The organism is Acidovorax sp. FHTAMBA, assembly GCF_038958875.1.
GTDB lineage: Bacteria > Pseudomonadota > Gammaproteobacteria > Burkholderiales > Burkholderiaceae_C > Acidovorax.
Map to the genome: position 1 here is coordinate 4176981 of NZ_CP152407.1, position 12917 is coordinate 4189897.

At 64.9% G+C, this 12917-nt stretch carries 9 protein-coding genes; 5 read left to right on the forward strand and 4 right to left on the reverse strand.

Going from position 1 to position 12917, the window contains the following annotated elements; genetic code table 11:
* The first annotated feature begins 125 nt into the window (after positions 1-125).
* Positions 126-599 carry an HU family DNA-binding protein gene (locus AAFF19_RS19495; RefSeq protein WP_342720833.1) on the forward strand — a complete coding sequence of 158 codons (474 nt, stop codon included), beginning with the start codon at positions 126-128 and terminating at the stop codon, positions 597-599.
* A gap of 113 nt (positions 600-712) precedes the next feature.
* On the opposite strand, the gene AAFF19_RS19500 is transcribed toward AAFF19_RS19495, so the two are convergent.
* Both AAFF19_RS19500 and AAFF19_RS19505 read right to left on the reverse strand, forming a co-directional pair.
* On the reverse strand, positions 713-1528 hold the full coding sequence (locus tag AAFF19_RS19500; protein WP_342720834.1) for an alpha/beta hydrolase: 816 nt from the start codon (positions 1526-1528) through the stop codon (positions 713-715).
* Positions 1525-3075, reverse strand: coding sequence for a benzoate-CoA ligase family protein (locus AAFF19_RS19505; RefSeq protein ID WP_342720835.1), 1551 nt, complete (start codon positions 3073-3075; stop codon positions 1525-1527). The genes AAFF19_RS19500 and AAFF19_RS19505 overlap by 4 nt, the downstream gene beginning before the upstream one ends.
* A 222-nt stretch (positions 3076-3297) precedes the next feature.
* On the opposite strand from AAFF19_RS19505, the gene AAFF19_RS19510 reads away from it, so the two are divergent.
* The 4 genes from AAFF19_RS19510 to boxA all read left to right on the forward strand — a co-directional run bounded on the left by AAFF19_RS19510 (position 3298) and on the right by boxA (position 8940).
* On the forward strand, positions 3298-4236 hold the full coding sequence (locus tag AAFF19_RS19510; RefSeq protein ID WP_342720836.1) for a helix-turn-helix transcriptional regulator: 939 nt from the start codon (positions 3298-3300) through the stop codon (positions 4234-4236).
* Between the two features lie 147 nt (positions 4237-4383).
* The gene (gene boxC, locus AAFF19_RS19515) at positions 4384-6057 is read left to right on the forward strand and encodes a 2,3-epoxybenzoyl-CoA dihydrolase (RefSeq protein ID WP_342720837.1); all 1674 of its coding nucleotides are present in this window, start codon (positions 4384-4386) and stop codon (positions 6055-6057) included.
* A gap of 131 nt (positions 6058-6188) precedes the next feature.
* Positions 6189-7616 carry a benzoyl-CoA 2,3-epoxidase subunit BoxB gene (boxB, locus tag AAFF19_RS19520; RefSeq protein ID WP_342720838.1) on the forward strand — a complete coding sequence of 476 codons (1428 nt, stop codon included), beginning with the start codon at positions 6189-6191 and terminating at the stop codon, positions 7614-7616.
* Positions 7617-7668: 52 nt separating this feature from the next.
* Positions 7669-8940, forward strand: coding sequence for a benzoyl-CoA 2,3-epoxidase subunit BoxA (gene boxA, locus AAFF19_RS19525; protein ID WP_342720839.1), 1272 nt, complete (start codon positions 7669-7671; stop codon positions 8938-8940).
* A gap of 332 nt (positions 8941-9272) precedes the next feature.
* On the opposite strand, the gene AAFF19_RS19530 is transcribed toward boxA, so the two are convergent.
* Together AAFF19_RS19530 and AAFF19_RS19535 are read right to left on the reverse strand one after the other, a co-directional pair.
* On the reverse strand, positions 9273-9668 hold the full coding sequence (locus tag AAFF19_RS19530; protein ID WP_342720840.1) for a hypothetical protein: 396 nt from the start codon (positions 9666-9668) through the stop codon (positions 9273-9275).
* A gap of 101 nt (positions 9669-9769) precedes the next feature.
* Positions 9770-12916, reverse strand: coding sequence for an efflux RND transporter permease subunit (locus AAFF19_RS19535; RefSeq protein ID WP_342720841.1), 3147 nt, complete (start codon positions 12914-12916; stop codon positions 9770-9772).
* Position 12917 lies beyond the last annotated feature (1 nt).

A 12917-nucleotide genomic window follows, 5' to 3' on the forward strand; every position in this document is an offset into this window, starting at 1 on the left:
CGGGTCAGCTGCGCGTAGGACTCGGGCTATAGGCTGTTCGCGGCATCGCCCCTAAAATCGGGCGCCCCTCCCGAAAACCCGGGCGGGCACCCAGCAACTCTGAACATCGAAGAATCAAACACATCATGGCAACTGCAAAGAAAACCCCTGCACCCGCAAACAAGGTCGTCAAGGCCGCCGCACCCGCTGCCAAGAAGGCTGCACCTGCCGCAAAGAAAGTCGCCGCTCCAGCCAAAAAGGCCGCTGCCACCGCAGCCAAGCCCGTGGCGGCTGCAACCGCTCTGAAGCCGATCAAGACTGCCTTCAACAAGACCACCCTGGTGGCCCACCTGGCCGAGCAATCGGGCGTGGAACCCAAAGCCGCCAAGGCCGTGCTCGCTGCTCTGGAAGCCGCCATCCTGGGTTCGGTGCACAAGAAGGGTTCCGGCGAATTCACGCTGCCGGGCGTGCTGAAGATTGGCCTGCAGCAAGTGGCGGCCAAGAAGAAGCGCTTTGGCAAGGACCCCTTTACTGGTGAAGAGCGCTGGTTCCCCGCCAAGCCCGCCTCGGTGAAGATCAAGACGCGCGCGCTGAAGAAGCTGAAAGACGCCACGACCTGATAGCGCCGTACCGCGCAGCTGCGCAGACCGTGATCCACGGCATGCCGCGCAGCCCGACCGAGCCGGAGCCCCTGGGCGTCCGGCTCTTTTTTTGCCTTCTCAACGGGTGGGGTTCAACGCCCGCTTTGCCCGCCGTGAGCGTGCCGATGCATGAAGGCAACCGACTGAGCAATGACGACGTCCGCGCAATCCCGGTGGGGAGAGTGCCCGCAATGCGGCAGCTGCAGCACACGCGCTCCAGAGACCACTGCAGCAATGCCATGCACCTGGGCGAGCGTTCCGTACTCGTCATCCAGCCCCTGCACCGCCAGCACAGGCGCACGCACGTGGGCAAGCTCTGCCTCGATGCTCCAGGTCCTGAATGCCGGATCGAGCCAGATCCGGCTCCAGCCGCCAAAGGCAGAATCCGGGTCGTCGTGGTAGCGGCTCAGCTTCTTGCGCAGATCGGTGTGCTCATAGGCGTCCCGCGCTATCACGATGCTCCGAATGGTCATGTCTTCCACGAAGATGTGAGGGGCCAGCACCACCAGGCCGCCCACCTTGTGGGGGAACATGGATGCATACAGCAGGGCGATGGACGCGCCGTCGCTGTGGCCGAAGAGCCAGGGCGATTCTTCAATGTCCAGCGCATCAAGGAATGCCGGCAGCACCTCCCGCGCCTGCCTGTGCATGAAGTCCACGCCCCAGGTTTCGTCAGGTGCCCGGGGGGTGGATCGCCCGTACCCGGGCCGCGAGAACACCAGCCCCCGCAGGCCGCCGGCATCGCAAAGCCGTTGCGGAAAATCTCTCCACATCGCTACCGACCCCAAGCCCTCGTGCAGGAACACCACCAGCGGCGCGGTGTCGCGCTCCGGGGCGATCCACTGGTACTCGACGTGCACCGGCCGGCCCTGCCAAGCGATGGCGGCGAATTCGCTGCGCCCGCTCACGCGCTGGCCTCCCGCTCGCGCAGGCGGAAACGCTGTATTTTTCCGGTGGCCGTCTTCGGGAGCTCTGGCAGGAACTCGATGAAACGCGGGTACTTGTAGGGTGCGATTTTTTCCTTCACGAAGGCCTTGAGCTCGTCGGGTGTGGCGGTCTTGCCGTCCTTGAGCACCACAAACGCTTTGGTCCGGGTCAGGCCGTCTGCATCCTTCTTGCCGATGACGGCGGCCTCCAGCACGGCGCTGTGCTGCATCAGTGTGGCCTCCACCTCAAACGGCGAGACATACATGCCGCTGACCTTGAGCATGTCGTCGCTGCGGCCCGCGTAGGTGTAGTAGCCCTGTGCGTCGCGCACGTACTTGTCGCCACTTTTGGTCCACTCGCCCTGGAACGTCTCGCGCGTTTTCTCGCGGTTGTTCCAGTACATCAGTGCGGCACTCGGCCCCCGGATGTAGAGGTCGCCCACCTCTCCGTCGGGCGCGGGTTGGCCCTCCTCGCCCCGCAATTCCACCTCATAGCCGGGTACGGGCTTGCCCGTGGTGCCATAGCGGATGTCGCCAGGGCGGTTGGACAGGAAGATGTGCAGCATCTCCGTGGAGCCGATGCCATCGATGATGTCGCAGCCAAAGTGCGCCTTGAAGCGCTGCGCGATCTCCGCAGGCAGGGCCTCCCCCGCCGACGAGCACATGCGCAAGGCCACCGCCTCGCGCGCGGGCAGCCTGGGCGATGCCAGCATGCCCGCAAAACCGGTGGGGGCGCCAAAGAACACCGTGGGCTGGTGCTCCACCCAGCGCTTGAAGGTGGCATCGGGCGTGGGCCGCTCGGCCATCAGCACCACCGTGGCCCCCACGGACAGCGGGAAGGTGAGCGCATTGCCCAGGCCGTAGGCAAAGTACAGTTTGGCCGCCGAAAAGCAGACATCCTTGCCGGTCACGCCGAGCACCGGCTTGCCATACAGCTCGGCCGTCCACCACAGGTTGGCGTGGGTGTGCACCGTGCCCTTGGGCTTGCCCGTCGAACCCGACGAGTAGAGCCAAAAGCCGGGGTCGTCCGCGCCCGTGGGGGCAGGCGCCGCCAGCGGGGTCGCGCTGTTCAGTGCGGCCTCCAGATCGCGGGCGCCCGCATGCAGCCTGCCCACGGGCAGCGACACCAGCAGTGTGCCCACTTCATGCGGGCCGCGCGCCATGGCTTCGGTCAGTAGGGGCAGCAGGGCCCCCGACACCAAGGCTGCCTGCGCCCGGCTGTGCGCCAGCATGTAGGCATAGTCGTCTGCGGTCAGCAGTGTGTTGACCGCTACCGGCACCAACCCTGCGTACAGGCAGCCCAGAAAGCACACCGGCCAGTCGCTGGTGTCATGCATGAGCAGCAGCACACGCTCTTCGCGCCGCACTCCCGCACCGGCCAGCACGCCAGCCAACCGCCGGGCGCGCTCCTCCAGGTCGCCGTAGCTCAGGCGGCCACGATCGTCGATGTAGGCGGTCCGCCCGGCATGCGTCCGGTTCAGTTCAAAGAGATGTTCGGCAAAATTGAACCGCTCCGGCAGGCTGGGCATGGGATGTCTCCGAGGTGGCGGCCTGATAAGGCGCTGGCACGAGTTATTGATGTGTATCCTTGCGGATCCCAACGAGGTGCAGTATTTTGCTCACGCATGAACAATAGGTAATGCTTGATCGGGCGTCAAGCACTATAGTGCATAAGACATGCCACCATGAATGGTCTGACTCGCCATGGCCCCGATGCGCCAGCAGCCAGAAACGCTGCCAGAAAGACAGGCATGAACGAACCAACAGACACAGACATCGCACTCTCCACGCCTGCAGACACCCTGCAAGACGCAGCCGAAGAGGCCAAGAACCCCCTGCTCGTGGCGCTGGGCGAGCGGGTGCGTACCCTGCGGGCCCAGCGCGGGTTGACGCGAAAGGCGGTCGCGGTGGCGGCCGACGTTTCCGAGCGGCACCTGGCCAACCTCGAATACGGCACCGGCAACGCGTCCATCCTGGTGCTGCAGCAGGTGGCCGGTGCCTTGCACTGCTCTCTGGCCGAGCTGCTGGGCGACTTCACCACCCGGTCGCCCGAATGGCTGCTGATCCGGGAGCTGCTCGAACACCGCAGCGAGCCCGAGCTGCGCCGTGTGCGGCTGGCGCTGCACCAATTACTGAGCGGCGGTGGCAGCGACACGGCACGCCACCGGCGCATTGCGCTCATTGGCCTGCGGGGTGCGGGCAAATCCACGCTGGGCCCTCTGCTGGCGCGCGATCTTGATGTGCCCTTCGTTGAGCTCAGCCGCGAGATTGAAACCCTGGCAGGCTGCAGCGTGCGGGAGATCCACGACCTCTATGGCACCACGGCCTACCGCCGCTACGAGCGCCGCGCCCTCGAAGAAACCGTACAGATCCACAGTGAGGTGGTGATCGCCACGCCCGGAGGTATCGTCTCCGACCCTGCCACCTTCAACGAGCTGCTGGCGCACTGCACTACCGTGTGGCTGCGTGCTGCACCCGAGGAACACATGGGCCGCGTTCTGGCGCAAGGCGACATGCGCCCCATGGCCGCCAGCAAGGAGGCCATGGACGACCTGCGCCGCATCCTGGAAGGCCGCGCGGCCTTCTACTCCAAAGCCGACCTCACCGTGGATACCTCAGGCCAGGCCCTGGAGGAGAGCCTGCGCGAACTGCTCACCGGCGTACGCGCGCTGATGGCCCAACCCCGCTGACCCCGCGCGACGCGCGCCTACAACCCATCGCATTGCCACCCGCTGAGGGTCGGCTCGCATTGACTCGACCCGAATCATGCATGATGATGCATATCAACGAGTCATAGCTTGCATTATTTTGCCGCTCGGTTCCTGATGGAGATGCCCATGAACGCCGCCCTACCCCCCACAGCCGTGCGGGTGGACTACCGCACCGATCCCACCCAATACCGCCACTGGGCCCTGACCGTCGATGGCCCGGTAGCCCGCCTCTCGCTCGACATTGCCGAAGACGGCGGCATACGCCCCGGCTACAAGCTCAAGCTCAACAGCTACGACCTGGGGGTGGATATCGAGCTGCACGACGCACTCAACCGCATCCGGTTCGAGCACCCGCAGGTGCGGTCGGTCATCGTCACCAGTGCAAAGGACCGCATCTTCTGCTCGGGGGCCAACATCTTCATGCTGGGCGTCTCCAGCCACGCGTGGAAAGTGAACTTCTGCAAGTTCACCAACGAGACGCGCAACGGCATCGAGGACTCTTCCAGGCACTCGGGCCTGAAGTTCGTGGCCGCGGTGAACGGTGCCTGCGCGGGCGGGGGCTATGAGCTCGCCCTGGCCTGCGACGAGATCGTGCTGGTGGACGACCGCTCGTCCGCCGTGTCCTTGCCCGAAGTGCCCTTGCTGGGCGTGCTGCCGGGCACGGGCGGGCTGACCCGCGTGACCGACAAGCGCCATGTACGCCACGACCTGGCCGACATCTTCTGCACCAGCGTGGAAGGTGTGCGCGGCCAGCGCGCGGTGGACTGGCGCCTGGTGGACCGCATTGCCAAGCCTGCGCAGTTTGCCGCGGCTGTGCAGGAGACCGCCACCCGCCTTGCGGAAGGCAGCCCACGCCCCGCCAACGCCCATGGGATCGCGCTGACCCGGGTGGAGCGCACAGAGTCCGCCAACAGCCTGCACTACGACCACGTGATCGTGAACATCGACCGCACCCGCCGCACCGCCACCCTCACGCTGAAGGCGCCCGCCCACCCGCAGCCCTCGGACATGGCGGGTATCGAATCCGCTGGCGCCGCCTGGTGGCCACTGGCCCTTGCGCGCCAGCTGGACGATGCCATCCTGCACCTGCGCACCAACGAACCCGACATTGGCACCTGGCTGCTCAAGGCCGAAGGCGACGCCCAGGCCGTGCTGGCCAGCGATGCCACGCTGCTGATGCACCAGGACCACTGGCTGGTGCGCGAGACCGTCGGCGCGCTGCGCCGCACGTTCGCACGGCTCGACGTGTCCTCCCGCACCCTGTTTTGCCTGGTAGAGCCTGGCTCAGCCTTTGCGGGATCGCTGGCCGAGCTGGCGTTTGCTGCCGACCGCACCTACATGCTGGCCCTGCCTGATGATGCAGAGCGCGCACCCCGGCTCACGCTCAACGCGTTCAACTTTGGGCTGCTGCCGATGGTCAACGACCAGAGCCGCCTGCAGCGCCGCTTCTATGAGGAAGCCGCCCCACTGGAGGCCGCACGCGCCGCCGCCGGCACCCCGCTGGATGCCGACGCCGCGCTGGCGCTGGGGCTGGTGACGGCGGCCCCGGACGACATTGACTGGGACGACGAGATCCGCATCGCCATTGAGGAACGGGCCGCGATGTCGCCCGACGCGCTCACCGGGCTGGAAGCCAACCTGCGCTTTGCCAGCCGCGAGAACATGGCCACGCGCATCTTCGGTCGCCTGACAGCCTGGCAGAACTGGATCTTCAACCGCCCCAACGCCGTGGGCGACAAGGGCGCGCTGAAGGTTTACGGCACCGGTGAAAAAGCCGGTTTCGACATGAACCGCGTCTGACCCCTCAGCCCACCGCCCCACCCACCTCCGAACCCACCCCCACCGTTCAGGCGGAGCCTGTCGAAGCCCGGCGCAAAGCCCTCGACAAGCTCAGGCCGAACGGATAAGAACTTCCACCAGAAGGAATGGCCATGAGCACCATCAACTACAGCGAGAAAATCCCCAACAACGTCAACCTGGGCGAGGACCGCACGCTGCAGCGCGCTCTCGAAGGCTGGCAGCCCAACTTCATCCAATGGTGGGACGACGTAGGCCCCGAGGGCTCCACCAACCACGAGGTGTACCTGCGCACGGCGGTCAGCGTGGACCCGCAAGGCTGGGCGCAGTTCGGCCACGTGAAGATGCGCGACTACCGCTGGGGCATCTTCCTGAACCCGGGCGACGCCAGCCGCCAGATCCACTTTGGCGACCACAAGGGCGAGAAGGCGTGGCAGGACGTGCCCGGCGAGCACCGCGCCAACCTGCGCCGCATCATCGTGACACAGGGCGACACCGAGCCCGCGTCGGTCGAGCAGCAGCGCCACCTGGGGCTGACTGCGCCCAGCATGTACGACCTGCGCAACCTGTTCCAGATCAACGTGGAAGAAGGCCGCCACCTGTGGGCGATGGTCTACCTGCTGCACAAGCACTTCGGCCGCGACGGCCGCGAAGAGGCCGAGGCACTGCTTCAGCGCCAGTCGGGCGACGTGGACAACCCGCGCATCCTGGGCGCCTTCAACGAGAAGACGCCCGACTGGCTGGCCTTCTTCATGTTCACCTACTTCACCGACCGCGACGGCAAGTTCCAGCTCTCGGCGCTGGCGGAGAGCGCGTTCGACCCGCTGGCGCGCACCACCAAGTTCATGTTGACCGAAGAAGCGCACCACATGTTTGTGGGCGAATCCGGCGTGTCGCGCGTGCTGTCGCGCACCGCGCAGGTGATGAACGAGCTCAGGACCGATGACCCGGCCCAGGTGCGCGCAGCAGGCGCCATCGACCTCCCCACCATCCAGCGGTATCTGAACTTCCACTACAGCGTGACCATCGACCTCTTCGGCGCGGACCAGTCGAGCAACGCTGCCACGTTCTACAGCTCGGGCCTGAAAGGCCGGTACGAGGAAGGCAAACGCGATGACGACCACATCCTCAAGGGCCAGACGTACAAGGTGCTGGAGGTGGTGAACGGGCAGCTGCTGGAGAAGGAAGTGCCCATGCTCAACGCCCTGAACGAGGTGCTGCGCGACGACTTCATCAAGGATTCGATGGCCGGCGTAGGGCGCTGGAACAAGGTGCTGGAAAAAGCCGGCATTGCCACGCGCCTGGCCGTGCCACACAAGGCCTTCAACCGCCAGATCGGCGCACTGGCCGGCATCAAGATGTCGCCCGACGGGCGCGTGGTGAGCGAGGTGGAATGGGCCGCCCGCAAGGCCGAATGGCTGCCCACCCCCGAGGATTTCGCGTTTGTCGCGTCCCTGATGGGCCGCGTGGTGGAGCCCGGCAAATTCGCGGGCTGGATTGCCCCCCCCGTGATGGGCATCAACCGCCAGCCCGTCGATTTCGAATACGTGCGTTTTGGCTGATCACAGGCCCCGCTCCCCGCACGCACACGCCGGGGGCACTCTGGAGAACCCCATGGACATGGCCGTTGCAAACCCTGCGATCCGGCAACACCTGATCGACCCCGAGATCTGCATCCGCTGCAACACCTGCGAGGCCACGTGCCCTGTGGGCGCCATCACGCACGACGACAACAACTACGTTGTGCGGGCCGATGTGTGCAACGCCTGCATGGCCTGCATCGCGCCCTGCCCTACCGGCTCCATCGACAACTGGCGCACCGTGCCGCAGGCACACGCGTACACCATCGAAGAACAGCTGACCTGGGAAAAACTGCCACCGGAGCTCTCGCCCGACGAACTGGCCGCGGAAGGTGTGGCGGCAACCACCGAAGCGGCCGTGCAGCCACCCACCCCGGCAGCTTCCGCGGAGCCCGGCACGCAGGTTTTTCGATCGGCCCAGTACGGCGCCACCGTGCCTCCCTGGTCGGCCGCACACCCCTACACCAACCTGTTTCCTGCCAGGAGCCCCACCACCGCCACCGTGGTCGGCAACTTCAACTGCACCGAGGCGGGCTTTGAGAGCGAGACGCACCACATCGTGCTCGACTTCGGCAGCATGCCGTTCCCGGTGCTGGAAGGGCAGTCCATTGGCGTCATCCCGCCCGGCACCGATGCCACCGGCAAGGCGCACCATGCACGCCAGTACTCCATTGCCAGCCCGCGCAATGGCGAGCGGCCCGGCTACAACAACCTGGCGCTCACGGTAAAACGCGTGACCACCGACCACGACGGCAACTCCGTGCGCGGCGTCGCCTCCAACTACCTCTGCGACCTGAAGGTGGGCGACACAGTGCAGGTGGTGGGGCCCTTTGGCAGCGCGTTCCTGATGCCCAACCACCCGCGCTCGCACATCGTGATGATCTGCACCGGCACCGGCAGCGCCCCCATGCGCGCAATGACCGAGTGGCGCAGGCGCCTGCGCAGCAGCGGCAAGTTCGAGGGTGGCAAGCTGATGCTGTTTTTTGGCGCGCGCACCCAGCAGGAGCTGCCGTATTTTGGCCCGCTGCAAAACCTGCCCAAGGATTTCATCGACATAAACTTGGCGTTCTCACGCACTGCCGGGCAACCCCGGCGCTACGTGCAAGACCTGATGCGCGAGCGCGCCGCCGACCTGGCCGCGCTGCTGCGCGATGGCAACAGCCACTTCTACGTGTGTGGCCTGAAAAGCATGGAAGAAGGCGTGGTGATGGCACTGCGCGACATTGCCAGCGAGTCCGGCCTGGACTGGAACACCGTGGGCACTGCGCTCCAGCGTGAAGGACGCCTGCATCTGGAGACCTACTGAGGCCGCCCGCCCACTATCGCCCGCAAGACACACGCGACGACGAAGGTGCGCACATGTCTCGCGTGAGCCGCAAGCAGACCGAGATACTGCGTGCCACCCTGCAGTCCGTGGTGGATATCTGCACCCTGGCCACTTCGGCAGCGGTCGTCAGGGGCAAGGCACCCACAACAGCGACCCCTGCGTGCAGCAGCGCGGCCGTCGTGAAGCCGCCAGCCCCGCACCCACGCTGCTGGACCTCGGGTGTTGACGCCAAGGCTGCGACCAGCAGGCCAGCAAGCATCCAAGCCACCTCGCAGCGCAGGAATGGGCAGGGATTCGCGCGTCATGCTGCCTTACCTGACAGCGAATCGTACCGTGATGCTTTTCTTACTGTTGGTGGTCAGCACCGCAATTGCCTTCGCCCCTTTGGACAGGGACACACCTTTAGCCTCCAGTCTGTTAGCACCCGCCGGTTTCAAGGGCGCCTCGGATTTTTCTGCGCCGTTGAGCACCGTCAGCTTGCCTTCAAATCGCGAGGCATCCGCGTCTTTTCCATGGTCCTGAATGTAGATCTGGACACCTTCGGCAGTGGCAACCAGCTCAAATGACAAATCAGCGGCGGTTTGTACGATACCGCCATGCACGGGGGCCGCTGCACCATGGGCCATTGCCGTTGGAACGACGAGTGCAGACAGGGCCAGCATCAAGGCGCCAGTAGTCAATTGGGAGAGTTTGGTTTTGATGGTCATTGGGTTTCCTTTGGATGAGATATCGTTTGAAAACAGCGCGCTTTAAAAGGCGGCGCCCAAATGCCTCGGGAACAGTTGAAACCAGGTTGATCGGGGTGTGGTCAGTAAACCTCCTGCGGCGTAGCGCCCTCGTTGTGCGCCTGGGCATCGACCTCGATCAGGCGCCGCATCGCCCGCTCTCCAAACATCCAGAACATCACGGGCGTGAGCAAGGTATCCAGTAAAGTCGAACTGACGAGTCCACCAAAAATCACGACCGCCACCGGGTGCAGGATCTCCTTGCCAGGCGCATCTGCCGCCAGCAACAGCGGGGTCAGGGCAAAGGCCGCTACCAGCGCCGTCATCAAGACCGGTGTCAACCGTTCCAGCGAGCCGCGCACGATCATGGGTTGGCCAAAGACCTCGCCCTCGAACTTACACAGGTTGATGTAGTGGCTGACTTTCAAAATCCCGTTGCGCGTGGCAATGCCGGCCAGGGTGATGAAGCCCACCATGGAGGCCACCGAGAGGCTTACCCCCGCCAGCCACATCGCTGCCACGCTGCCGATCAGCGCGAGCGGAATGTTGGCCATGATGATCCCGGCCAGCACAGCCGACTTGTAGCGCCCGTACAGAACAAGAAAGATCATCGCCAAAGACACCAGTGACAGGCCGACGATCAGTTGCATGGCTTGCTCCTGGGCCTGAAACTGGCCTTCCAGGCTCAGAAAGGTCCCAGGGGGCAGAGGTGTCCTGGCCATCACCGCGCGAATATCGCTGATGACGCGGCCCATGTCTGATCCATCCGTGTTGGCATAAACGACGATACGCCGACGGCCGTTTTCCCGGCCAATCTGGTTGGGGCCGTCGGTCTCCTCCACCGACGCAATCGATGAGACCGGTATCCGCCCCGCAGGCGTGTCGATCAGCGTGCGTGCCAGATCCTGCGGGCTGCGTTTGTCATCGGGCAGGCGCAGCACCAGTTCATAGCGGCGAATTCCATCCACGATCTGGGCACCATGGGCACCGTCCGTTAGGGCCTGCAGCACCCGCACCGCTTCGCCCGGAGACAGCCCGACCTGCGCCGCCTTGCGGTGGTCGAGCCGTACCGTGATCTGAGGGATGAGCACCTGCTTTTCCACGGTCAGATCCACGAGTCCTGGAACGCCCGAAAGTCCTTGGCGCGTCTGCTCGGCCAGGCCCCGCAAGGTGTCCGTGTCATCGCCGAAGATCTTGAGCGCAATCTGCGCCCGTACCCCTGACAAGAGGTGATCCAGGCGGTGGGAAATAGGCTGGCCAATGGCCACCTGGGCCGGAAGGACGACCAAACGGGCCCGGATATCCGCCATCACGGCCTCCCGGTCCCGGGCGGACCGCTTCAGGTCCACATCGATCTCGGCCGAGTGCACGCCTTCGGCATGTTCATCCAGCTCGGCGCGCCCAGTACGGCGCCCCACCTGGGTGACCTCGGGGACCTCTGCGATCAGCGTCTCGGCTAACGCTCCCATGCGATTGGCCTCAGCCAAGGCGGTGCCTGGGTTGAATACCATGCCCAACACCAGCGAACCCTCATTGAAGGCAGGCAGAAAGGCGCGTGGAAAAAACGGGACGCTTGCAGCTGCTGCAGCTACCGCCAGTGCAGCGACAGCCATCAGCACCTTGGCGCGAGAAAACGACCAGCTGAGCACTTGCGCATCCCGCCGCTTGAGCCAGGCGACCAGGGTGCTGTCACCATGGTCCAACCGTTTCATCCCCGGCAACAGGTAAAGGCACAGCACGGGCGTAACCGTCATTGAGACCAGCATCGATGCCAGCACCGACACGATGTAGGCGATGCCCAGGGGCGTGAACAGGCGACCCTCGATGCCCGGCAGCGCAAACAGCGGCACAAACACCAGCACCACGATGGCGGTGGCGTAGACGATGCCCGAGCGGACTTCCACGCTCGCCCGGCGCACGACCTCCAGCATGGACAGTGGATTGCCCTGGGCACGGTTTTGCTTCAGCCTGCGCAGGATGTTCTCCACATCCACCACCGCGTCGTCCACCAGCTCGCCGATAGCAATGGCCAGGCCGCCCAGGGTCATGACGTTGATGGACTGGTCCAGCAGCCGGAACACCATGGCTGTCACGGCCAGCGACAGGGGTATCGCCACGAGCGAGATCAAAGTGGTTCGCGCGGACAACAGGAAGGCGAACAACACGATGGCCACCATGATGGCACCGTCCCGCAAAGCCTCGGTCACGTTGCCGATGGACGCCTCGATGAAGTCCGCCTGACGAAACAACACCTTCGGAGCAGCCAAGCCCACGGGCAGCCCCTGTTTGAGATCCCCCAATGCCGCTTCGATGGCGTGGGTGAGCTTGACGGTATCGGCCGCAGGCTGCTTTTGCACACTGACGATGACGGCAGGCACGCCGCTGTATCCGGCGTCACCGCGCTTCATGGCGGCAGCGAACCGGACATTGGCCACCTGTTCCAGCAAGATGGCTCGGCCATCCTTCCAGGCCACCGCCACGCCCTGCAGGTCCTCGACACGGCTGGTACGGCCGATGTGGCGGATGAGGAATTCACGGCTGTTGAGGTCGATGAAGCCACCTCCCGCATTCCCCGCAAAGCCTCGAAGGGCCTGCTCGATCTGCGTCAATGTCACCCCGAACTGTGCCATGCGTGCCGTGTCCGGCTCCACCCGCAACTGGCGCACTTCGCCGCCGATGGGGATGACCTGTGAAACCCCTGGAATCGACAGCAGTCTTGGGCGCAGCACGAAGTCCGCGTACTCACGGGCCTGCATGGGTGTCGCTGCGGCGGCCTTACCATCGCCTGCTGCCAACGGCAGTGCGATGAGCATGACTTCGCCCATGATGGAAGACACTGGCCCCATGACGGGCGTGATGCCCCCGGGGAGTTGCTCCCGCACCAGTGCCAGGCGCTCCGCCACGAGCTGGCGGTTGCGGTAGATATCGGTCCCCCAATCGAACTCGGCATAGAGAATGGACAGGCCAACCCCAGATGTAGAGCGAACCCGCGTGACCCCCGGCATGCCGTTGAGCGCGGTCTCCAGAGGGAAGGTCACCAGCTGCTCGACTTCTTCGGGCGCCATACCTCCTGCTTCCGTCAAGACGGTGACCAGGGGTTTGTTGAGGTCGGGAAACACATCGACTGGCGTGCGCCATGCGGTGATGGCCCCGTAGACCATCAGCAGCGCCGCGACCGCCAGGACGAACAGGCGGTTGTGAAGGCTGTTCCTTACGATCCAATTGAACATT

Bases quoted from the DNA above. Each gene is read 5' to 3' on its own strand.
- AAFF19_RS19495 (WP_342720833.1), top strand. From the start codon at position 126: ATGGCAACTGCAAAGAAAACCCCTGCACCCGCAAACAAGGTCGTCAAG.
- AAFF19_RS19505 (WP_342720835.1), bottom strand. From the start codon at position 3,075: ATGCCCAGCCTGCCGGAGCGGTTCAATTTTGCCGAACATCTCTTTGAA.
- AAFF19_RS19510 (WP_342720836.1), top strand. From the start codon at position 3,298: ATGAACGAACCAACAGACACAGACATCGCACTCTCCACGCCTGCAGAC.
- boxC (WP_342720837.1), top strand. From the start codon at position 4,384: ATGAACGCCGCCCTACCCCCCACAGCCGTGCGGGTGGACTACCGCACC.
- boxB (WP_342720838.1), top strand. From the start codon at position 6,189: ATGAGCACCATCAACTACAGCGAGAAAATCCCCAACAACGTCAACCTG.
- boxA (WP_342720839.1), top strand. From the start codon at position 7,669: ATGGACATGGCCGTTGCAAACCCTGCGATCCGGCAACACCTGATCGAC.
- AAFF19_RS19530 (WP_342720840.1), bottom strand. From the start codon at position 9,668: ATGACCATCAAAACCAAACTCTCCCAATTGACTACTGGCGCCTTGATG.
- AAFF19_RS19535 (WP_342720841.1), bottom strand. From the start codon at position 12,916: ATGTTCAATTGGATCGTAAGGAACAGCCTTCACAACCGCCTGTTCGTC.